General features: G+C 66.6%; 23 protein-coding genes and 1 pseudogene. 16 read left to right on the forward strand and 8 right to left on the reverse strand.

The window, feature by feature from the left end:
* The first annotated feature begins 4 nt into the window (after positions 1 to 4).
* The 11 genes from hemE (at position 5) to hemL (ending at position 9,357) form a co-directional block, all read left to right on the forward strand.
* Positions 5 to 1,057 carry a uroporphyrinogen decarboxylase gene (gene hemE / locus ABIB56_RS14705; RefSeq protein ID WP_354569978.1) on the forward strand — a complete coding sequence of 351 codons (1,053 nt, stop codon included), beginning with the start codon at positions 5 to 7 and terminating at the stop codon, positions 1,055 to 1,057.
* Positions 1,050 to 2,318: a protoporphyrinogen/coproporphyrinogen oxidase gene (locus ABIB56_RS14710; RefSeq protein ID WP_354569979.1), complete on the forward strand. Its 1,269-nt coding sequence runs from the start codon at positions 1,050 to 1,052 to the stop codon at positions 2,316 to 2,318. Before hemE ends, ABIB56_RS14710 begins: the two co-directional genes overlap by 8 nt.
* Positions 2,319 to 2,423: 105 nt before the next feature.
* Positions 2,424 to 2,732, forward strand: a complete 309-nt coding sequence (locus tag ABIB56_RS14715) for a YtxH domain-containing protein (RefSeq protein ID WP_354569980.1) — start codon at positions 2,424 to 2,426, stop codon at positions 2,730 to 2,732.
* 7 nt (positions 2,733 to 2,739) lie between these two features.
* Positions 2,740 to 3,150 (forward strand): phage holin family protein, encoded by a 411-nt coding sequence (locus ABIB56_RS14720; RefSeq protein ID WP_354569981.1) that lies wholly within the window; start codon positions 2,740 to 2,742, stop codon positions 3,148 to 3,150.
* Positions 3,147 to 3,371 (forward strand): DUF3618 domain-containing protein, encoded by a 225-nt coding sequence (locus ABIB56_RS14725; protein ID WP_354569982.1) that lies wholly within the window; start codon positions 3,147 to 3,149, stop codon positions 3,369 to 3,371. The genes ABIB56_RS14720 and ABIB56_RS14725 overlap by 4 nt, the downstream gene beginning before the upstream one ends.
* Positions 3,372 to 3,459: 88 nt before the next feature.
* On the forward strand, positions 3,460 to 4,158 hold the full coding sequence (hemQ, locus tag ABIB56_RS14730) for a hydrogen peroxide-dependent heme synthase (RefSeq protein WP_354569983.1): 699 nt from the start codon (positions 3,460 to 3,462) through the stop codon (positions 4,156 to 4,158).
* Entirely contained in the window at positions 4,155 to 5,312 is a 1,158-nt protein-coding gene (locus ABIB56_RS14735; protein WP_502917614.1) for a ferrochelatase, read from the forward strand. The genes hemQ and ABIB56_RS14735 overlap by 4 nt, the downstream gene beginning before the upstream one ends.
* Positions 5,309 to 6,262, forward strand: a complete 954-nt coding sequence (gene hemC, locus ABIB56_RS14740; RefSeq protein ID WP_354569984.1) for a hydroxymethylbilane synthase — start codon at positions 5,309 to 5,311, stop codon at positions 6,260 to 6,262. The genes ABIB56_RS14735 and hemC overlap by 4 nt, the downstream gene beginning before the upstream one ends.
* Entirely contained in the window at positions 6,262 to 7,047 is a 786-nt protein-coding gene (locus ABIB56_RS14745; RefSeq protein ID WP_502917615.1) for a uroporphyrinogen-III synthase, read from the forward strand. The genes hemC and ABIB56_RS14745 overlap by 1 nt, the downstream gene beginning before the upstream one ends.
* Positions 7,040 to 8,020 carry a porphobilinogen synthase gene (gene hemB, locus ABIB56_RS14750; RefSeq protein ID WP_354569986.1) on the forward strand — a complete coding sequence of 327 codons (981 nt, stop codon included), beginning with the start codon at positions 7,040 to 7,042 and terminating at the stop codon, positions 8,018 to 8,020. Before ABIB56_RS14745 ends, hemB begins: the two co-directional genes overlap by 8 nt.
* Positions 8,017 to 9,357 (forward strand): glutamate-1-semialdehyde 2,1-aminomutase, encoded by a 1,341-nt coding sequence (hemL, locus tag ABIB56_RS14755; protein ID WP_354569987.1) that lies wholly within the window; start codon positions 8,017 to 8,019, stop codon positions 9,355 to 9,357. Before hemB ends, hemL begins: the two co-directional genes overlap by 4 nt.
* Before the next feature lie 224 nt (positions 9,358 to 9,581).
* Here the strand turns inward: hemL and ABIB56_RS14760 are convergent, their stop codons facing one another.
* From ABIB56_RS14760 to trhO, 4 genes are read right to left on the reverse strand one after another with little or no spacing between them, the layout of a single operon-like run.
* On the reverse strand, positions 9,582 to 10,544 hold the full coding sequence (locus ABIB56_RS14760) for an MDR family oxidoreductase (protein ID WP_354569988.1): 963 nt from the start codon (positions 10,542 to 10,544) through the stop codon (positions 9,582 to 9,584).
* A gap of 41 nt (positions 10,545 to 10,585) precedes the next feature.
* Complete coding sequence (locus ABIB56_RS14765; RefSeq protein WP_354569989.1) at positions 10,586 to 11,611, reverse strand: 6-phosphofructokinase; 1,026 nt, start codon at positions 11,609 to 11,611, stop codon at positions 10,586 to 10,588.
* Between the two features lie 48 nt (positions 11,612 to 11,659).
* A complete protein-coding gene (locus ABIB56_RS14770; RefSeq protein ID WP_354569990.1) occupies positions 11,660 to 12,145 on the reverse strand; it encodes a pyridoxamine 5'-phosphate oxidase family protein in 486 nt (161 codons plus the stop codon).
* Positions 12,146 to 12,164: 19 nt separating this feature from the next.
* Positions 12,165 to 13,052: an oxygen-dependent tRNA uridine(34) hydroxylase TrhO gene (gene trhO / locus ABIB56_RS14775; RefSeq protein WP_354569991.1), complete on the reverse strand. Its 888-nt coding sequence runs from the start codon at positions 13,050 to 13,052 to the stop codon at positions 12,165 to 12,167.
* Positions 13,053 to 13,166: 114 nt separating this feature from the next.
* Here trhO and ABIB56_RS14780 point away from each other — a divergent pair, with 114 nt between their 5' ends.
* Positions 13,167 to 14,105 (forward strand): DNA-3-methyladenine glycosylase family protein, encoded by a 939-nt coding sequence (locus tag ABIB56_RS14780; RefSeq protein WP_354569992.1) that lies wholly within the window; start codon positions 13,167 to 13,169, stop codon positions 14,103 to 14,105.
* A gap of 148 nt (positions 14,106 to 14,253) precedes the next feature.
* On the opposite strand, the gene ABIB56_RS14785 is transcribed toward ABIB56_RS14780, so the two are convergent.
* Together ABIB56_RS14785 and ABIB56_RS14790 are read right to left on the reverse strand one after the other, a co-directional pair.
* Entirely contained in the window at positions 14,254 to 14,457 is a 204-nt protein-coding gene (locus ABIB56_RS14785) for a hypothetical protein (RefSeq protein WP_354569993.1), read from the reverse strand.
* Positions 14,458 to 14,495: 38 nt separating this feature from the next.
* Positions 14,496 to 15,866, reverse strand: coding sequence for an FAD-binding oxidoreductase (locus ABIB56_RS14790; protein WP_354569994.1), 1,371 nt, complete (start codon positions 15,864 to 15,866; stop codon positions 14,496 to 14,498).
* Between the two features lie 89 nt (positions 15,867 to 15,955).
* Between ABIB56_RS14790 and ABIB56_RS14795 the strand changes: the two are divergent.
* The 4 genes and pseudogenes from ABIB56_RS14795 to ABIB56_RS14810 form a co-directional block, all read left to right on the forward strand.
* Positions 15,956 to 16,090: pseudogene (locus ABIB56_RS14795) on the forward strand (TetR family transcriptional regulator); the annotation flags it as partial.
* Positions 16,090 to 16,584: an acyl-CoA-like ligand-binding transcription factor gene (locus ABIB56_RS14800; RefSeq protein ID WP_354569995.1), complete on the forward strand. Its 495-nt coding sequence runs from the start codon at positions 16,090 to 16,092 to the stop codon at positions 16,582 to 16,584. The pseudogene ABIB56_RS14795 and the gene ABIB56_RS14800, both read left to right, overlap by 1 nt.
* A gap of 26 nt (positions 16,585 to 16,610) precedes the next feature.
* A complete protein-coding gene (locus ABIB56_RS14805) occupies positions 16,611 to 16,949 on the forward strand; it encodes an NAD(P)H-binding protein (RefSeq protein ID WP_354569996.1) in 339 nt (112 codons plus the stop codon).
* Complete coding sequence (locus ABIB56_RS14810) at positions 16,933 to 17,439, forward strand: Rossmann-fold NAD(P)-binding domain-containing protein (protein ID WP_354569997.1); 507 nt, start codon at positions 16,933 to 16,935, stop codon at positions 17,437 to 17,439. Before ABIB56_RS14805 ends, ABIB56_RS14810 begins: the two co-directional genes overlap by 17 nt.
* 58 nt (positions 17,440 to 17,497) lie before the next feature.
* On the opposite strand, the gene ABIB56_RS14815 is transcribed toward ABIB56_RS14810, so the two are convergent.
* Together ABIB56_RS14815 and ABIB56_RS14820 are read right to left on the reverse strand one after the other, a co-directional pair.
* The gene (locus ABIB56_RS14815; protein WP_354569998.1) at positions 17,498 to 19,045 is read right to left on the reverse strand and encodes a phytoene desaturase family protein; all 1,548 of its coding nucleotides are present in this window, start codon (positions 19,043 to 19,045) and stop codon (positions 17,498 to 17,500) included.
* The gene (locus tag ABIB56_RS14820; RefSeq protein WP_354569999.1) at positions 19,042 to 19,599 is read right to left on the reverse strand and encodes a MarR family winged helix-turn-helix transcriptional regulator; all 558 of its coding nucleotides are present in this window, start codon (positions 19,597 to 19,599) and stop codon (positions 19,042 to 19,044) included. The genes ABIB56_RS14815 and ABIB56_RS14820 overlap by 4 nt, the downstream gene beginning before the upstream one ends.
* Positions 19,600 to 19,778: the final 179 nt, after the last annotated feature.

Below are 19,778 nucleotides of genomic sequence, written 5' to 3' on the forward strand. Positions count from 1 at the left end.
TCACGTGAACCTCCCAGCAAACCACCCCCTTCTCGACGGTCGAACCGCCGACTCCCCGCTGATCCAGGCCTATCGGGGAAACCGCCCGGAGAAGCTGCCGGTGTGGTTTATGCGTCAGGCCGGCCGTTCACTGCCCGAGTACCGCGAACTGCGGGTCGGAACCGCGATGCTCGACGCCTGCCTCGACCCCGCGCTGTCGAGCGAGATCACCCTCCAGCCGGTGCGTCGACACCAGGTGGACGCCGGCATCTTCTTCAGCGACATCGTCGTACCGATCAAGCTCGCCGGCGTCGACGTGAGCATCGTTCCCGGTCGCGGCCCGGTGCTCGGCGCCCCGATTCGCAGCGAAGCGGATGTCGCGGCCCTCCGACCCCTCGACCCTCAGGCGCTTGCTCCGATCGCCGACGGTGTGGCTCGTTCCGTAGCGGAGCTGGGCAGCACCCCGCTGATCGGGTTCGCCGGCGCACCTTTCACCCTCGCCGCGTATCTCGTCGAAGGCGGGCCGTCCAAGGACCATCTCCGCGCCCGCACCCTCATGCACGCCGATCCGGACACCTGGAACGCACTGCTCAGCTGGGCGGCGGACGTCACCGGCGCCTTCCTCCGGGCCCAGGTGCTGGCAGGCGCCAGCGCCGTTCAGCTGTTTGACTCCTGGGTGGGGTCGTTGTCGGTCGCCGACTACGAGGAGCGTGTGGCGCCCTACTCGGCGCGCGCGATCTCCCACGTGAGGGATTTGGGCGTTCCGATCGTGCACTTCGGGGTCGGCACCGGCGAACTGCTGCCGTCGATGCGCGCCATCGGCGTCGATGTGATGGGCGTCGACGACCGCATCCCACTGGACGAGGCATCCGCACGCCTCGGCTCCGACGTTCCGCTGCAGGGCAACATCAATCCAGCACTGCTGGCGGCGCCGTGGCCTGTTCTCGAGGCCCATGTGCTCGACGTGATCGAGCGAGGCAGAGCCGCTCGCAGCCATGTACTCAATCTCGGCCACGGCGTGCCGCCGGACACCGACCCCGACGTTCTCACCCGCATCGTGGAGCTCGCCCATGCCTAGTGCGGTCGTCGTCGGCGGAGGTATCGCCGGACTAGTGATCGCACGAGAGCTCGCGATCGGCGGTGTGAGCGTGACGCTGCTCGAGGCATCCGACCGGCTCGGCGGCAAGGTGGCGCGTCACATCGTCGCGGGAATCGAGTTGGATGCCGGCGCCGAGAGTTTCGCGACCCGCAATGGCACCGTCGCGGCTCTCGCCACCAGCCTCGGTCTCTCCGTCGAGTTGCCGAACCCTGCTGGAGCGTGGTTGCAGGCCTCGCCGGACCGGGCCTTCCCCCTGCCGAAGACGGGTCTGCTCGGAATCCCCAGCGTCCCCCTCGCCGCAGACGTGATCGCGGCCGTCGGCATCGGCGGGGCACTCCGAGCCCAGCTCGACGAGCTGATGCTCGGTTTCGTCGCGTCACAGGAGCGCAACTTCGGCGAACTCGTTCGGCGCCGGATGGGCCGTGTGGTGCTGGAGCAGCTGGTCGCACCCGTCACGCTCGGCATCCACTCCCGGCATCCGAACGATCTCGACGTCGACGTCGTCGCGCCTGGCCTGCGTGCAGCGCTACTCGACACCGGTTCACTCGCCCACGCGGTGCGCACCCTGCGTGCCGCCGCGCCCGCCGGGTCAGCGGTTTCCGGCGTCGAGGGCGGCATCTTCGAACTCGTTGACGCGCTCGCCGACGACCTCAGCGCGCGCGGCGTCGACCTGAGGCTCTCCTCGCCGGTCGGCGAGGTCGACGCCCTCGGTGCCACACTGACCACCGGGGAGATCGTGGATGCCGACACCGTCGTGCTGGCGACAGCCCTCGCCGCGCCGGACCAAACCACGATCACACCGACCACCATCACGCTCGCAACCCTCGTGCTCGACGCACCGCAGCTGGACGGCGCACCACGTGGCACGGGGCTGCTTGTCGTACCCGGCACCGAGGGCATCCGCGCGAAGGCGCTCACCCACTCTTCGGCCAAATGGCGGTGGCTCGCCGATCGACTCGGTGCGCATCGGCATGTCATCCGGCTCTCCTACAGCGGCGTGTCGCCCGAAGCATGGCGCGAACAGGCACGCAGGGATGCCGAAAAGCTGCTGGGCGTCGAGATCGCGGCATCCAGCATTCAGGGTTTCGATTCCGTCGAATGGTCGCAGCCCGCCACCGCGCCACCGTCGATCCCCGGCGTGACGCTGGTCGGCGAGGGTGTCGCCGGCACCGGACTCGCCGCCGTCATCGGTCGGGCGCAGCGAGAGGCTGAACGTCTGCTGGGAGACTCAAAGCCCTAGCGAGGGAGGACTACCCTTGAAATTGGGCTCCTGACGGGTACATTCCCCAGGGGGCATCCCTCACAGACGTTTCCGTCTTCGGGCGTGAACAGGAACGGAGCAATCATGCGAGGCAAACTTCTTCTCGTCGTCGGACTGGGCATCGGTTGTGTCCTCGGCAGCCGCGCTGGCCGCGAGCGTTACGAGCAGATCAAGCGTGCGGCTGGCAAGCTCTGGGATGACCCGCGCGTGCAGAGCCAGGTGAAGCAGGTCGAAGATTTCGCCAAAGACAAGGCCCCAGAGGTTGTCGAATTTCTCAGCGACGGTGCCAAGAAGGTCGTTTCCCAGGTGAGCGGTAAGCCGGTCGCGGCGAAGGCGCCTGCCACGCGCAAGTCGCCGAGGTCCAGCACCGCGAAGACCAGCACCGGTAAGTAGGTCGGTCGTGAGCGACGAAAGCGTCAAGAAACGGTCCCTGTTCACGCTGCTCTCGGATCTTCCGCGCCTGCTCATCGAGTTGGTGAAAGAGGAACTCGACCACCTCAAGACCGAGATGGTCGGCAAGCTTAAGCACGCGGGTATCGGTATCGGCCTGTTCGCCGGAGCCGCGTTCTTCGCGTTCTTCCTGTTCTGTGTGTTGATCGCCGCGGCGATTCTCGGCCTTGCTGTGATCCTGCCCGGCTGGGCTGCCGCCCTCATCGTGGCCGGCATCCTGCTGGTGATCGTGGTGATCCTCGTACTCATCGGCCTCGCGCAGGTGAAGAAGGGCGTACCTCCAGCACCCACCGAGACCATCAAGAGCGTGAAACAGGACGTCAACGCCATCAAAGGCATCGGAAAGCGAGCTAACCCATGAGCCTTCCCATCGAAACCAGGATCTCCACGGCGCGGGCTGAACTTGAAGAGACCCTCGACGCCATCGAAGACAAACTGAACGTGCCCAAGCAGGTCGGCAACCTCACCAGGAAAGCGAAGAAGGCGTACCGGGAGAACCCCGTGCCGTGGATCATCGGCGCGACGGCAGCGGTGATCGCCGTCGGAGGGCTCATCGCATGGGCCGTCCTCACCGACGACTGATCACCTCCCCAGTTCGCACACAGGAAAACAACCCACAGAAGCAGCGCCGCTTTTTGTTCTCGCCCGGTGGCGAGAGAGGATAGACGGCATGAGCACTACCCCGATCCCGAGCGGGTACTCACAGACTGGAAACACCCAAAGCGGATACACGCTGTGGGCCGTCTTCCGCCGTGACGCCGCCAACCCTGCCGGCAGTGATATCGAATCGCTGGCCACCACCATCAGTTCCATCGAGGAGCGCGGTGTAGTCGTTCGCGGCTTCTACGACGTCTCCGCTCTACGGGCGGACGCCGATCTCATGATCTGGCTTCACGATGGCGAGCCCGAGTTGCTCCAGTGGGCGCTGCGTGAACTGCGGCGCACGCCGCTGCTGAAGACGCTACTCCCCACCTGGAATGCCATGGGTGTGCATCGCGATGCGGAGTTCAGCGCCAATCACCTGCCATCGTTCATGCGGGGCAAAGATCCGGAAGCCTGGGTCACGGTCTACCCCTTCGTACGTTCCTACGAGTGGTATTTGCTGCCGAACGAGGAACGCAGCGCGATGCTCGCCGATCACGGGCGCAAGGGCAGCGAGTATCGCCAGGTGCTGGCCAATACCGTGGCATCCTTCGCCCTCGGCGACTACGAATGGATCCTCGCGCTCGAGGCGCCGCAACTGGTGGACCTCGTCGACCTCATGCGGCATTTGCGTCAGACGGATGCGCGGCGGCACGTGCGCGAAGAGATCCCGTTCTATGCGGGGCGCCGAATCTCGCTGGAGCAGATTCCTGAGGTCTTGTTGTGAATCCCGCGGTCGTGCTTGGAGCGACGGATGCGGCATCGACGGGGGCCGAGCACGTCGTTAAGGCGACCGCCTACGACGCCATCTTGTTGGCGAGTTTCGGGGGGCCTGAGGGGCAGGACGACGTCATCCCGTTCCTGCGAAATGTGACCCGCGGGCGGGGTATTCCGGAGGAACGGCTCGAAGAGGTCGCGCACCACTATCGGGCGTTCGGCGGGGTCAGCCCGATCAACGACCAGAACCGCGAGTTGAAAGCCGCTCTCGAGGCCGAGTTGGCCCGTCGCGGAATCGACCTCCCGGTGCTCTGGGGCAATCGCAACTGGAACCCCTACCTCCGTGACGCCCTGACGGAAGCCAACGCACGCGGATTCACCAGGCTGATCGCCATCGGCACGAGCGCCTACAGCTCCTACTCGAGTTGCCGACAGTATCGCGAAGACTACGCGAAGGCGCTCGCCGATACCGGTCTCGAGGGCGCCATCCAGATCGACAAGGTGCGTCAGTTCTTCGACCATCCCGGCTTCGTCGAACCCTTCATCGAAGGTGTTCGAGACGCTCTGGCCCAGATATCTGCTGCGGGTATCCCTCTCGACCAGACCCACGTACTGTTCTCCACCCACTCGATCCCCTCGACCGATGCCGCGAAGAGCGGTCCACCGGAGCGGGGTTTCGGCGCCGGGGGTGCCTACGCTGCCCAGCACCTCGCTGTTGCCGAGGTCGTGATCGCCGCGCAGGAGCATGCTGCCAGCTGGGATCTCGTCTACCAGAGTCGCAGTGGCCCGCCGAGCATGCCGTGGCTCGAGCCCGACGTGAACGACAGGATTACGGAGCTCGCCGGCGAGGGCACCAAGGCCGTCGTCATCGTGCCGCTCGGATTCGTCAGCGACCACATGGAAGTCAAGTGGGATCTCGACACGGAGGCGATGGAGACATCCGAGAAGCTGGGTGTGATGGCCATCCGCGTTCCCACACCGGGCGTGCACGCTGCGTATGTGTCGGGGCTGGTCGATCTCGTGCTGGAGCGTCGTGACGGTGTGCCGCTGGACGAACGTCCCGCGCTGACATCCCTCGGCCCGTGGTATGACGTGTGCCGCCCCGGCTGCTGCGAGAACGTGCGACTCGGTTTCAAACCGGCCCTCGCGGGGGTTGCGCCGTGAGTTCCGCACCCGGCAGCATCCGCATCGGCACTCGTGGCAGTGCCCTCGCCATTGCGCAGACCGGCGCGATCGCCGAATCGATAGCGAAGACATCCGGACTCCCGCTGGAGATCGTCACGATTGCCACCGAGGGAGATCACTCGAAGGCTCCGCTGGCCAGCCTCGGAGGCACTGGCGTGTTCGCGAGTGCACTGCGTGAAGCGCTGCTGCGTGAGGAGTGCGACCTCGTGGTGCACTCCCTCAAAGACCTCCCAACAACCCCCTACGCCGGTCTCCGCATCGGAGCCATCCCTAAGCGCGCTGACGCCCGGGATGTGCTCTGCGCCCGTGACGACCTGACCCTCGACGGTCTCGAACCCGGTGCCCGCGTCGGCACGGGCTCTCCTCGCAGGGCCGCCCAACTTCGCGGCTCGCGTTCGGATGTCGAGGTCGTCGACATCCGCGGCAACGTCGACACGCGCCTGGGCCGAATCGGTACCGATCTGGATGCTGTCGTGCTCGCCGCCGCCGGACTCTCCCGTCTCGGCCGTCTCGACGCGGTGACCGAGTTCTTCGAGCTCGGCCGCTGGGCAACCGCCCCAGGACAGGGCGCGTTGGGTATCGAGGTGCGCGACTCCTACAGTTCGGACTTCGCGGCGATCCTGAAATCCATCGACCACACCTCCAGTCGCCTGTGCGCCCTCGCCGAGCGAGCGGTTCTCAGACGCTTCGAAGCCGGGTGCGCTGCGCCGATCGGGGCGTCCGCGGTCGTGGACGGCGAGATGCTGTTTCTCACCGCGACGGTCTACGTGAGTGACGGATCGGGTTCGCTCACCAGTTCGCACGCGCTCGTGATCGAGGGGAGTGCTGCAGAGCGAGCACTGCTCCCTGACGACCTCGGAGATCGCGTGGCCGACGAGTTGCTACGGCTCGGCGCCGCGGATATCGCCCCGTTGGGAGTGTCTTCATGATGGCCTCGCGCGAGTCGAAACCGCTGGCCGGATGGCGCGTACTCGTGCCGCGCGGAGGCAAATGGGGCGACGGGGTCGCCGCCACCCTCCGCTCCTATGGCGCCGTGCCGGTGATCGCCCCGATGATCAACTTTGCGAGTTCCGAAAACGCCAGGGAGCTCTCCGACGCCCTCAAGCGCCTTGAGCACGGCAAGTTCGACTGGCTCGTGATCACCAGCGCCACGACTGTCGACGTGCTGATGAGCCAGCAGGTGACCGTGCCGCCGACCACCCGCATCGCCGCCGTCGGAGAGACGACGAGCGCAGCGCTGGCCCTCGCCGGCTACCGGGTCGACTTCGTGCCGGAGAGCGACAACTCGGCCCGCGGGCTGGTGAAGGGCTGGCCGCTGTCCGACATCGTCGGACGGGTGCTGATCCCCCAGTCCGACATCGCGGAGCCGACGCTCGTGGCGGGGCTTGCGAAGCTCGGGCTCGACGTGGAGTTCGTCTCGGCGTACCGCACGGTCGGGGTGCCCGTAGCGCAGCATGTGGCAGCGGATGTGGCATCCGGCCGGATCCGCGCCGTGCTCCTCACCTCTGGCAGCGTTGCCCGCCAGGTTCAGGCACAGCTCGCTCCTCTCCCGGAAGAAACCGTGGTGGCGGCTATCGGGCCGCGCACCGCTTTCGATGCCCGCGACGCCGGTATCACCGTGCACCTCATCGCCGAGTCACGCTCGGTGGCCGCCCTGGTCGAGGGGCTCGTCGAGTATGCGATCGCGGAGCAGGAACGGAACGGCGATGATTGACGGCCCACGGGATCGTCCACGCAGACTTCGACGCACCCCGGCCATTCGTCGGCTGATGGCGGAGACCCGCCTCCACCCGGCGGAGCTGATCCTGCCGATGTTCGTGCGTGAAGGCCTCGATGCCCCCGAGGCGATCAGCTCGATGCCGGGCGTGAGCCACCACTCCATCGACGGTCTGCGTCGCGCGGTCACCGAAGCCGCGGAGGCTGGTATCGGAGGAGTGATGCTGTTCGGCATCCCGGTTTCCAAAGACGCGACCGGTTCCGGAGCCACGGACGATAACGGCATCCTCAACCTGGCTACGCGAGCGGTGATCGAGGAGGTCGGGGAGTCGATAGTGGTACAGACGGACCTCTGCCTCGACGAGTTCACCGATCACGGGCACTGTGGGGTGCTGGATGCCGAGGGAAATGTCGACAACGACGCCTCCCTCGAGCGTTACCGGGACATGGCCATCGCGCAGGCGAACGCCGGCTCGCACCTGCTCGGCCTGAGCGGGATGATGGACGGTCAGGTAGCCGTGGTTCGAGACGCCCTGGACGACAACGGTTTCATCGACACCGCCGTGCTCGGCTACGCGGCGAAATACGCTTCCGCGTTCTACGGGCCGTTCCGTGAGGCCGTGCAGTCCTCACTGCAGGGCGATCGGCGCAGCTACCAGCTCGACCCGGCCAACCGCCGCGAAGGTCTGCGCGAGATTCTCGCCGATGTCGACGAGGGCGCCGATGTCGTGATGGTGAAGCCGGCCATGAGCTACCTCGACGTGTTGGCGGATGCCGCGGCCACGAGTCCGGTGCCAGTCTGGGCCTACCAGGTTTCCGGCGAGTATTCGATGATCGAGGCTGCGGCGGCCAACGGCTGGATCGACCGCCGCAGGGCCATCGAGGAGTCGGTGCTCAGCATCCGTCGTGCCGGCGCGGACGCCGTGCTCACCTACTGGGCCGTCGAGCTCGCGGAATGGCTGCGCTCATGACCTCGAACGAGCACTACTTCACCAGAGCGAAGCTGTCGATCCCCGGCGGCGTGAACTCGCCGGTGCGCGCCTATGGGTCCGTCGGGGGCACACCGCGGTTCCTGGTATCGGCGCGCGGTGCCTACGTCACGGATGCCGAGGGGCGCGAATACGTGGACCTGGTCAGCTCGTGGGGTCCGGCGATTCTCGGGCACGCGCATCCGGTCGTGGTGAAGGCGGTTCAGGATGCCGCGGCGCGCGGGCTCTCCTTCGGGGCATCCACTCCAGGAGAGACCGAACTGGCCGAGCTGGTGCGCGAACGGGTGAGGGTCGGCGACCAGCGTGCCGTCGAGAAGATCAGGCTCGTCTCGACAGGTACCGAAGCTACCATGACCGCGATTCGTCTTGCGCGCGGTGTCACCGGGCGCGACCTGCTGGTGAAGTTCGCCGGGCACTATCACGGCCACTCCGACGCACTGCTCGCCGAGGCGGGTTCGGGTGTCGCGACACTGGCGATGCCGGGGTCGGCCGGGGTTACCGCCGCAACCGCAGCCCAGACCCTTGTGCTGCCCTACAACGACCTGGATGCGGTGCGCGCCGTCTTCGCCGAGCATGGCCAGAACATCGCCGGCGTGATCGTCGAGGCCGCGGCCGCCAATATGGGCGTGCTGGCTCCCGACCGCGGCTTCAACCGCGCCCTCTCGGCGATCACTCGCGAGAATGGCGCCCTGCTCATCCTCGACGAGGTACTCACCGGCTTCCGGGTCGGTCCCGCCGGCTGGTGGGGGCTCGAAGCGGCACGGGTGGTTCCGGACGGCGCCGGCTGGACGCCGGACCTCGTCACCTTCGGCAAGGTGATCGGCGGTGGCATGCCGCTCGCAGCCCTCGGTGGCCGGGAAGATGTGATGGACCAGCTCGCCCCGCTCGGCCCCGTCTACCAGGCCGGCACCCTCAGTGGAAACCCCGTCGCCGTCGCTGCCGGCATCGCCACGCTGCGGAACGCGGATGCCGCGGTCTACAGTCGGCTCGACGCGGTGGCCGACCAGCTCTCGTCGGCGGTGTCGGCTGCCATGGCCGCGGAGGGTGTTGAGCATTCCGTGCAGCGCGCCGGAAACCTGTTTTCCTTCGCGTTCACCTCCGCCCCACCTCGGAACTATGCCGATGTGAAGGCACAGGACAGCTTTCGCTACCCGGCTTTCTTCCACGCGATGCTTGATGCCGGCGTATCGCTGCCGCCGTCGGTGTTCGAGGCGTGGTTCGTCTCAGCGGCTCACGACGACGCGGCGATCGCCCGCATCCTCGAGGCGCTGCCGGCGGCTGCCGGGGCCGCGGCTGCGGCACGTCCCGCTCGCGACTAGCTTCCGTCGCGCACCCGTAGATGTCACCGCGTCAGCTGCGCCCTGTCTGCGCGCCGGTTTGTTATCCGCGCGCACGTTGCAACATCCGCGCGGATAACAAACCGGCGCGCGGCTGCGGCTGACCGATCAGAACGCGACCGCCACGAAGATCGAGCCGATCGCCAGGAGAGCAGTATTCATGCTCGACAGTGTGGCAGAAAACAGTGGCGCAGAAAGGTGCCTGCTCAGGCGTGGACGTCGACGACAGTGCGTCCGCGCACGCCACCGGCGAGAATCACGTCAGCCCGTCCGATCGCATCCGCGAGGTCGATGGTGGAGGTCATCGAATCCAGCAGGTCGAGGTCGAGGTCGGTCGCCAGGCGGTCCCACGCCTCCTCGCGCAGCGGTGTCGGCGCGAAGACGGAGTTGATCCCGGCGAGAGTGACCGCGCGCAGAATGAATGGCATCACCGTTGTCGGCAGATCGGCGCTCTGCGCGAGACCACAGCTGGCCACCGTGCCGCCGTACCGGGTCTGGGCCAGCACATTGGCGAGGGTGGGCCCGCCTGCCGAGTCGACGGCCCCGGCCCAGCGCTGGCTCTGCAGGGGTTTGCCCGGCTCCCCGATCCGGCCGATGATCTCGGCGGCGCCGAGGGAGCGCAGGTAATCGGCCTCTTTCTCGCGACCGGTGGATGCCACGACGCGGTGTCCGAGTTTCGCCAGCAGTGCGATCGCAACCGATCCGACGCCACCTGCGGCTCCGGTGACCAGCAGGTCGCCATCCGTAGCTCCGCCCTTCTCGAGCGCGAGCACAGCGAGCATCGCGGTGAACCCTGCCGTGCCGATGGCAGCTGCACGCTTGGCGCTGATCGCCTCGGGGAGCGGCACCAGCCACTCGCCCTTCACCCGCGCACGTTCGCCCAGGCCGCCGTTGTGAGTCTCTCCGATACCCCAGCCGTTGACCAGCACGTGATCGCCGACCGCCCAGTCCGGACTTTCGGATGCCGCGACAGTGCCCACGAGGTCGATGCCCGGTATCAGCGGGCTGATCTTGGCGACCCCCGGGCGGCCTGCGAGGGCGAGACCATCCTTGAAATTGAGACTGGAGTACTCGACATCGATGGTGACGTCGCCGTCACCGAGTTCGTCATCCGTCACATCGTCGCGAAGAGTGGCCGTGGCATCCGTTATCTGAAGGGCTCGAAACATGGTGCCAACGCTACTCGCGGCTTCCGTGCGTGCAACCGGGTTCAGCCGAAGAGGATCGCGGCCTCGTCGTAGCGTGACTGCGGCACGGTGTTGAGCTTGCCGAGTGCGTCTTCGAAGGCCACGTGGGTGATCGTGGTTCCGCTGAGCGAGACCATGCGGCCCCAGCGGTTGTGCACGACGGAGTCGACGGCGGCCATACCGTAGCGGGTGGCGAGCACGCGGTCGTAGGCGGTGGGTGTTCCACCGCGCTGGATGTGGCCGAGGGTGGTCGCGCGAGTCTCGATTCCGACGCGGGCCTCGATCTCCGGCGCGATCAGCTCGCCGATGCCGCCCAATCGTGGACGGCCGAAGGCGTCGAGTCCGCGCTCGGAGTGGGCATCGTCCATGGTGTCGAGGTGGAAACCCTCGGCGACGACGAGCAGCGGTGCGCGACCGCGGTCGACGACCGACTGCACCCAGGCGGCGATCTGGTCCATGCTGGTCTTCTGCTCGGGGATAAGGATGGCGTGTGCACCGGCTGCCATCCCCGAATGCAGGGCGATCCAGCCGACGTGGCGGCCCATGACCTCGGCGACCATGCAGCGTCCATGCGAGTCGCCGGTGGTGCGGAGACGGTCCATCGCGTCGGTGGCGATCTGCACGGCGGTATCGAAGCCGAAGGTGTAGTCGGTGGCGGAGAGATCGTTGTCGACGGTCTTGGGCACGCCGACGATCTTGATGCCGGCATCCGTCAGTCGCTTGGCGGCGGCCAGGGTTCCTTCGCCACCGATCGCGATGAGGGAGTCGACGCCGAGACGTTCCATGTTCTCTTTGACCCGGTCGGCGCCACCGTCTGCCTCGAAGGGGTTGGTGCGTGAGGTTCCCAGGATGGTGCCGCCCTGCTTGGCGATGCCCTGGATGTCTTTGCGCTCCAGCGGTACCACGTTGCCTTCGATGACGCCTCGCCAGCCGTCTTTGAACCCGACGAACTCCTGGTTGTAGATCTGGGTGCCTTTGAGGACAGCGCCACGGATGACGGCGTTCAGGCCGGGACAGTCGCCGCCACTGGTGAGGATTCCGATGCTCATGAATACATCATTCCGTAGGTTTCACCCCGGAATGATCACCGGCGACCGCTAGAGGTCGATCGTTCTGTTCTCTCCGATGTCCGGCTGGCCTCCGGTGACGGCCGCTTTGGCGATTTTGAAGAGGATCACGGGTTTCGGGTCGTCCGTCGTCCAGTACTCGGCGGTGTCGGCGTGCACCTTGATGAGGGCGATGGTCGGATCCGTCTTGCCCTCGGGAAACCAGGCCTCGACGCTCTTCGTCCAGAGCTCTTCCACCTTCGCGCTATCGTGTTCCACAGTCGCGGTTCCGGCGATCGAGAGGTAGCCCTTTCCGGACTCCATAGCCACGTTCACCTCCGGGTTGGCGAGGATCTCCGTGGTCTTGGGCGATGGATCCTGGGTGAAAAACCACAGGTCGCCATCGAATTCGATCTCCTGCACGGCGAGCGGACGGCTTACGAGTTGTCCGCCTTCGTTCACTGTGGTGACCAGTGCGATATGGGCGGCCTTCACGAGCTCGGCGACTTTGGTGCGTTCTTCGTCAGTTGTGTTCATGCGCGGCACAGTACGCCGGTCATGCTCGATCGGACACCACTCCCAGCGGATGCTCGGCACAGGCCGTGGTCGACGCATGCTCTTCGCACACCACCAGCTGCACCCGGCAGCCGAGATCGCTGCAGTTCTGCATGTGGTTCGTGGGGGAATCGCAGCGGTAGCAGCGCCCGATGACAGTGGCCTTATCGCTGAAGTCCATGGACATCCGATTGTCGAAGACGTAGAGCGAGCCCTGCCAGAGCCCGTTGTCGCCGTAGGTCTCGCCGTAGCGGGCGATGCCGCCGTCGAGCTGGTAGACCTTCTCGAAGCCGCGGTTGATCATGAGCGAGCTGAGCACCTCGCAGCGGATCCCGCCGGTGCAGTAGGTGACGACCGGCTTGTCTTTGAGGTGGTCGTATCTGCCGCTGTCGAGCTCGGCCACGAATTCGCGGGTGTTGCTGACCTGTGGCACCACCGCATCCGTGAACCTGCCGATCTCGGCCTCGAAGGAGTTGCGGCCGTCGAAGAAGACCACGTCTTCGCGTTCGACGAGTTCGTGCAGTTGTTCTGGGCTGAGTTTCGTTCCGCCACCGACGACGCCGTTCTCGTTGACCTTCAACTCGCCGGGTGCCCCGAAACTCACGATCTCGTCGCGCACGCGCACGCTGAGGCGGGGAAAATCGTCGCCGTTGCCCTCGCTCCATTTGGCGTCCATCTCAGAGAACGGTGCATACTCGCGTGTCTTGCGCAGATAGCGCTTGACGTTCGTGAGCTCGCCGCCGACGGTTCCGTTGATGCCGTCCGGGGAGATCAGAATGCGGCCGCCGAGGCCGAGCGACTCGCACAGGTCGCGCTGCCAGAGCCGTATCGCCTCGGGGTCGGCGAGCGGCGTGAACTGGTAGAACAGCAGGATCTTCGGCACGGCCACTGATCGATTCTAAATCGACGAGCCTTCGCGGCGGCTGCGCGCAGGGCTCGAGGTGGGTCGTTGCGCTTCCACCGGTTCGGGCGACTGTCACCGCGCCGACGTAGTCTGCTGTGCATGGGACTGGCTCTGGCGACGGATGCGGAGCCGCTCCGCACCACCTACGCCCCGGCCGCACCGCTCGACCTCACGCTCACGCTGCGCCCCCTGAGTCGTGGCAAGCAGGATCCGACGATGCAGTGGTATCCCAACGGCGTCTGGCTCACCATGCCGACCCCTGAGGGCGGCGCCACCCTGCACCTGTCACAGCGCGGAGCGCTGATCGACGCTGTGGCCTGGGGCGTCGGCGCCGAGTGGGCGATCGCGAGCGTTCCCGAGCTGCTCGGGCAGAGTGACGAATCGGGCGACTTCGATGTGTCGACCAACGTGTTCCTGCACGATGCGCATCGCCGCACCTTCGGGATGCGCCTGCTGCGTACGGGCCGGGTGTTCGAGATGATGGTCGCCGCGATCCTCGAACAAAAGGTCACCGGCAAGGAAGCGCGACTGGCCTGGAGCACGCTGATCCGCAAGCACGGCCAGCCAGCCCCCGGTCCCGCGCCGGCTGGGATGCGGGTATTCCCGTCGCCCTACGCCTGGCGCATGATCCCATCGTGGGAGTGGCACAGGGCGGGAGTGGACTCGAAGCGTTCGCGCACGGTGATCGCCGCGGCATCCGTCGCCACCGGTCTCGAGCGCACGCTCGCACTCGGCCGAGGGGGCGTGGATGTGCTTGCCAGGCTCCGCAGCGTGCCGGGCGTCGGTGTATGGACCGCCGCCGAGACCAGCCAGCGCTCCCACGGCGACGCAGACGCGGTGAGCGTCGGCGACTATCACCTGCCGGCGGTGGTCGGATGGGCTCTCATCGGCAAGCCGGTCGACGACGACGGCATGCTCGAACTGCTGTCACCATGGCCGGGCAACCGCCAGCGGGTGATGCGGATCATCGAGTCGAGCGGATTCGTCAAGCCGAGGTTCGGGCCGCGTATGGCGATACCGGAGCACCGCAGCCGCTAGCGTGCGCATAGCCCCGCGACTCCGCGCCACTTGGCACTAAACGTGGTCTGGGTGTCGCCAGCCCACGGTTGCTGCCAAGTCACGAGCTTCGCGCCGCGTACAGGGATACCGGAGCGTCGCAGCAGCTAGCGTGCGCTGGAGCTGGTGCTTACTCCTGCGACTCCGGGTCGTCGGGTTCGGCGTCAGCCTCTGGCTCGGCGTGCGAGCCGAGCGGGCCACCGCCGAAGTCCGCCGAATCCGCTTCGCCCGCCGACTTCAGCAGTTCATCTGCCTTCGCCTTGGCGGCCGCAGCCTCTTCCGGATTCTCGGCCTCGGGACCGCCCTGGTTGGCAAACTGGTCGAAACCGGCCATGGCGACGCTCCCATCCTTGTGTGCTGACGGGTATGAGCCTAGCCAGCCGGAGGACCGTAGGCAAAGAGACCGGTCGGATCCCACTGCATCCTGAGGCTGGACAGCCGCTCGCTGATCGCCGATGGCCATGCCTTACCGAACTGCTCGGCATCACTGCCGTCTCCGGCGAAATTGATGGTGGTCTCCGGCGAGATCCACGGTGCTATCGCACTCATGACCTGGTTGGCGACCGCCGGCAGAACCTGGGCGAAGAGGTCGGGATTCGGCACTCCGACAAGCGACAGCGTGTATCCGGATGCCCGACCACCGACCGCAGAACCCTCAGGCACATCGACGAAAGTACGGCCTCCGAGCTGCCGGATCTCCACGACGATGAACGGCACCTGCTGGTCGGGACCAACGGTAGCGAGCAGTTCTGTGGCGAAGTCCTGGTCCAGATCGTTGAGCAGGCCGCCGGTGACCCAGCCGGGACCGGGTTCGGTCAGGTCGTTGTGGATGGTTCCCACCTGGGAGGCGGGCAGCACACCGATTGTGTCGATGATCGCCGGCGCGAGTTCGCGCAGCGGTGTGGCGAGACGCTTGCCTTCGGTTTCACCACCGGGGTAGGCGAAGCGCAGGTTGAGCACCGTGCGCCCGCGTAGGGGTTGCGGAATTGCGTCGAAGTCGGGCAGGCGCATGATCGCGAACGACGTGGTGACTGTGGCATCGGCGCTCGCGCTCCAGTCGATCCATGACCGCAGCACCGTCTCGATGTGCGGGGTGTCGAAAAAGATCGATCCCGCATAGAGCGCAGTGAGCGGAACGAGTTCGAACTGCATCTCGGTGACGACGCCGAAGCCGCCCTTGCCTCCGCGCAACGCCCAGAAGAGGTCGCTGTTCTCCTCCGCGTCCGCGGTCACGATCGAGCCGTCAGCCGTCACCAGCCGGAAACCGCGGGCGTAGTCCGAGCTGACACCGTGGCTGCGGGAGAGGGGCCCGACTCCACCGCCGAGGGTGTAGCCGATGGCGCCAACATTGCCGGATGCCCCGGTGATGGCCGTGAGCCCGAGCGGCTCTGCGGCGGTCAACACCGACCCCCAGCGCACACCGGCGCCGATGCGGGCGATACGGCTGCCCCCATCAACGGAGAGGGCATAGAGCCGCTGCGTGGTGATCAGCAGGCCGTCGGTGATAGCGGATTCCGCACCGTGTCCTGTGGCCTGCATGCGCACGCGCAGGTTGTGGGCGGCGGCGAAGCGCACCGCCTCGACGACGTCGGCCTCGCTGGTGGCGCCGACCGCGACGTCCGGAGTGCGGATGAAGGCGCGGTTGAACGCTGAGACCTCTTCGGCGAAACCACCGTCTGATGTGCCGAGTACTGGTCCGGCGACGATCGCACGGAGATCTTCTAAGGGGAGCGGCGCCTTCATTCCCGCAGGCTACAGCTGGCCACCGACAGGCGGAAGGTATTCTGGAGGAACATGAGAAGAACGGAAGGAGGAGTCCCGTGTCCCAGACGATGACGACGAGTGGCGACCTGACCTCCCTCTCTTTGCGTGAGCGTAAACGCGAGGCCACCCGGGAGGCCCTGGAGAGCGCAGCGCTCAAACTGGTGAGCGAGCGTGGCATCGACGGCGCGACCATCGACGACATTTGCGCCGTCGCAGGTTTCTCGCATCGCACCTTCTTCAACTATTTCCGTTCGAAGAGTCGGCCCTCATCGCCGGCCTCAGCCTTTCGCTGGAGGGCCAGTTCGTCGAAGACTTCGTCAGCTCGCATGGCGACGTCTACGCCGATCTCAAGCGCCTTCTGCTGCACCTGGTGCGCACTAGCCAGGAGCGCGGCTCAGAATGGCGCGACAGGGTCATGCTGCTCGCTGATAATCCTGCGCTGATAGCCAGCCGCCGCGACAACCAGGTCGAGTTAACGCGCGAACTCGTGGAGGTCATCCGCCTGCGCCTGCCTGGCGAAGACAGGGCGGAGACGCTGGCGGGGATGGTCATGATCGCAATCTCCACGGCTGCGCGCCGCTGGAGCGTGGTGCGGGCAGACGTGCCGTTCGACGAGGTGCTTCGCGACTCCTTCGAGGTCGTGGACGAGGTTGCGCGGAATGTCATGGGCGTCGCGCCAGTTACTGCTACGGACTGACCCGCGCTCACCACCACAGGAGAATCATGACTATTGGCGTCACCGCTGCCACCGGACAACTCGGCCGTCTCGTCATCGAGCAGCTACTCAAGACCCAACCGGCCGAGAGTCTCGTCGCCATCGTTCGCGATCCGCAGAAGGCTACCGACTTCGCCGAACGCGGAGTGACGGTACGCCAGGCCGACTACGAGGATGCCGCGGCTCTCCGTACGGCACTCGGTGGTGTCGACCGGCTCCTGCTGGTGTCCGGCCCCGAGGTCGGCAACCGTCTGACGCAGCACGGCCGCCGTGGATGCGGGTGTCGGGTTCCTTGCCTACACGAGTGCCTCCCATGCCGACGACAGCCCGTTGCCAGTCGTCCCTGAGCACCGCGCCACCGAGGCGCTGATCCGCGCATCCGGCCTGCACTTCAGCCTGCTGCGCAACAACTGGTACAGCGAGGGCTATCGAGCCACCGTGGAGAAAGCTCGCGAGACCGGTGTCATCGAGGGTGCGGCTGGCGATGGCCGGGTCGCCAGCGCCTCGCGGCGGGACTTCGCCGAGGCCGCCGCCGCGGTGCTCACCGGCACTGGACACGACAACACCGTTTACGAGCTGGCCGGCGACACGGCCTGGAGTTTTCCCGAGCTCGCGACGATCGTCTCGGAGATCACCGGACGCCCGGTGGAGTATCGCAACCTGAGCGTCGAAGACTACGAGGCGAGCCTGGCGGCGACCGGGCTCCCGGCCGACATCGCCGGTTTCGTGGCGGCCATCGACGGCGCGATCGCCGTTGGCGCTCTCGCTGACGCGAGTGGCGACCTGTCGCGGTTGATCGGGCGTGCGACGACGCCGGTCAGCGAAACGCTGCGCTGAGCAGGAGCAAGGAGCAGGAGCAAGGGCCAAGGCAAGGAGCAAGGGCCAAGGCGCTGAACTAGAGCGCACCCTCCAGCACGGCCATAGCCGCATTGTGGCCGCCGAGGCCACTCACGGCGCCGCCGCGTCTGGCTCCTGCGCCGCAGAGCAGGATGCGGTCGTGGCTGGTCGCGACGCCCCATCGCTCTGCGGCGGTCGCGAGAGCCGTGTCGTCCTCCACGAATGGCCAGTCGAGCGGGCCGTGGAAGATGTTGCCGCCGGGCATGCCGAGGGCGGCCTCCAGGTCGAGAGTGGTCTTCGTTTCGATGCACGGCGCGCCCGTGGCATCCGTCATCAGCAGGTCTTCGATTGGTTCGGCCAGCACCGAGTTGAGCGTATCGAGCACGGAGCGGGTCATCCGGTCGCGCATCGCGTCGTTGTTCGCGGACGACAGCAGCCGGTCGGGCGTGTGTAGTCCGAAGACGGTAATGGTGTGTGCGCCGCTGGCCGCGAGCTCCGGCGAGAGGATGCTGGGGTCGCTGAGCGTGTGGCAGTAGATCTCCGCGGGCAGCGGATTCGGCAGCTGCCCTGCGCTCGCCGCCTGGAAGGCCGCTTCGAGCTGCGTGTACCCCTCGTTGATGTGAAAGGTGCCGCCGAAGGCCGCAGCGGGATCTACCCTGTCGTCGAGAAGCCGAGGAAGCCGTCTGAGCAGCAGGTTGACCTTTACCTGCGAGCCCTCCGGTCGCGCGGGGCCTGCCTCCCTGAGCAGCCGGAAGAGGGCGTGCGGTGCGACGTTGGCGAGAACCGTGCCCGCTCCGATGACGGACTCCCGCCCGTCACGCAGGTAGCGCACCTCGCCATCCGGTGTGATCGAGGTCACCTCCGCGCTGGTCAGCATGGTCGCTCCGGCCGCACGTGCGGCTCCCGCCAGCTGGCTGGTGACCGCGCCCATGCCGCCCACCGGAACGTCCCAGTCCCCTGTACCTCCGCCGATCACGTGGTAGAGGAAGCAGCGGTTGGCGGCCAGCGTCTCATCGTGAGTTGACGCGAAGGTGCCGATCAGGGCATCCGTCGCCACGACGCCGCGTACCAGGTCGTTGTGGAAGGTGTTCTCGATGACCTCGCCGATAGGCCGCTCGACCATCTGGTGCCAGAGCGTGTCGTCGGCGAGGAGGCGCCTCGCCTCCGACCGGGTGAGCAGCGGGTCGCAGACGGTGGGAAAGACTGACCGGGCCAGCTTCGCGGTCTGGCCGTAGAAACGGTGCCAGGTCGACGCGTCGGCACCGATCGATGCGAAGGATGCGGCGGTGCCCTCGGCGTCTGCGTTGTCGACGAGCAGCCCGCGACCCGAGTGGCCGTCCGGCGTGTAAGACGAATACCGCCGCCGCTCAAGCCTGATGTCGAGCCGTAGTTCACGGATGATGCGGGCCGGTAGCAGGCTCACCAGGTAGGAGTATCGCGACAGCCTGGCATCCACACCCTGGAAGGCCTGTGCGGAGACGGCGGCGCCGCCGAGCTGGTCGAGCCGCTCGATCACTGTTACCGTCCTGCCGGACTGTGCGAGGTAGGCAGCCGCGACGAGGCCGTTGTGGCCGCCGCCGACGATGACGACGTCCTGTCGGGTCACGCTGTCTGCTCGGCTGGGGGGGCTACCGTCTCGGAGAGGGCTGCTGGCTCGGAGAGGGCTGCCGCGGCAGCTTCGTCGGCCGGCGCGTCTTCGTCGGCCGCGCAGCCGATCGCCCCGACCACCCGCGTCGACAGGTTCTTCAGCCGCTCGGCTTCGTCATCGTCGAGCACGTCGAAGAAGTAGCGACGGATGGCGGCCGCGTGACCGCGCATCGCTCCGAGAACTGCGCGGCGCCCCTCTATGGTCAGCCCGATCCACGAGCCCCTGGCGTCCATTTCACACTCTGCGCGGGAGAGTAGACCGCGTTTCTCCATGCGGGTGACCAGGTGAGAGACCCGGCTCTTCTCCCAGCCGATGGCACCGGCGATGTCTTTGACGCGCATCTGACGCCCTGGCGACTCGTTCATCGAGAGCAGCACCTCGTACTCCGATGCTGACACCTGCGAGTCGCGCTGGAGCTGCAGGTCGAGCGCGCGATCGAGATTGCGCCGCATCGAGTAGAAGGTGCGCCACACCTCAAGTTCGGATTCGGTGAGCGCGGACTGTTCAGCCATGCTTCATTCTAACGAGTTGATGACACGTCATCAACTATGACCGACTTCGAGAATACCAGGGTCCGGCCAAACAGGGCCGCCCGCCAACAGGACCATCAGTGCTGGTGAGCCGCCCAACAGGACGACTCACCGAGTGTGAGTCGCGGCATCCTGTCGGGCGGCGTGCAGACCTCGGGCGG

Origin of the sequence: Glaciihabitans sp. UYNi722, from assembly GCF_040549465.1 — a bacterium.
In the GTDB taxonomy this organism is placed as follows: domain Bacteria; phylum Actinomycetota; class Actinomycetes; order Actinomycetales; family Microbacteriaceae; genus Lacisediminihabitans.

Excerpts from the sequence above, each read along its gene's own strand:
- ABIB56_RS14725 (WP_354569982.1), top strand. The coding sequence starts at position 3,147 with ATGAGCCTTCCCATCGAAACCAGGATCTCCACGGCGCGGGCTGAACTT.
- hemB (WP_354569986.1), top strand. The coding sequence starts at position 7,040 with ATGATTGACGGCCCACGGGATCGTCCACGCAGACTTCGACGCACCCCG.
- ABIB56_RS14710 (WP_354569979.1), top strand. The coding sequence starts at position 1,050 with ATGCCTAGTGCGGTCGTCGTCGGCGGAGGTATCGCCGGACTAGTGATC.
- ABIB56_RS14805 (WP_354569996.1), top strand. The coding sequence starts at position 16,611 with ATGACTATTGGCGTCACCGCTGCCACCGGACAACTCGGCCGTCTCGTC.
- ABIB56_RS14770 (WP_354569990.1), bottom strand. The coding sequence starts at position 12,145 with ATGAACACAACTGACGAAGAACGCACCAAAGTCGCCGAGCTCGTGAAG.
- ABIB56_RS14715 (WP_354569980.1), top strand. The coding sequence starts at position 2,424 with ATGCGAGGCAAACTTCTTCTCGTCGTCGGACTGGGCATCGGTTGTGTC.
- ABIB56_RS14745 (WP_502917615.1), top strand. The coding sequence starts at position 6,262 with ATGGCCTCGCGCGAGTCGAAACCGCTGGCCGGATGGCGCGTACTCGTG.
- ABIB56_RS14780 (WP_354569992.1), top strand. The coding sequence starts at position 13,167 with ATGGGACTGGCTCTGGCGACGGATGCGGAGCCGCTCCGCACCACCTAC.
- ABIB56_RS14820 (WP_354569999.1), bottom strand. The coding sequence starts at position 19,599 with ATGGCTGAACAGTCCGCGCTCACCGAATCCGAACTTGAGGTGTGGCGC.
- hemL (WP_354569987.1), top strand. The coding sequence starts at position 8,017 with ATGACCTCGAACGAGCACTACTTCACCAGAGCGAAGCTGTCGATCCCC.
- ABIB56_RS14785 (WP_354569993.1), bottom strand. The coding sequence starts at position 14,457 with ATGGCCGGTTTCGACCAGTTTGCCAACCAGGGCGGTCCCGAGGCCGAG.
- ABIB56_RS14765 (WP_354569989.1), bottom strand. The coding sequence starts at position 11,611 with ATGAGCATCGGAATCCTCACCAGTGGCGGCGACTGTCCCGGCCTGAAC.
- hemQ (WP_354569983.1), top strand. The coding sequence starts at position 3,460 with ATGAGCACTACCCCGATCCCGAGCGGGTACTCACAGACTGGAAACACC.
- ABIB56_RS14760 (WP_354569988.1), bottom strand. The coding sequence starts at position 10,544 with ATGTTTCGAGCCCTTCAGATAACGGATGCCACGGCCACTCTTCGCGAC.
- ABIB56_RS14790 (WP_354569994.1), bottom strand. The coding sequence starts at position 15,866 with ATGAAGGCGCCGCTCCCCTTAGAAGATCTCCGTGCGATCGTCGCCGGA.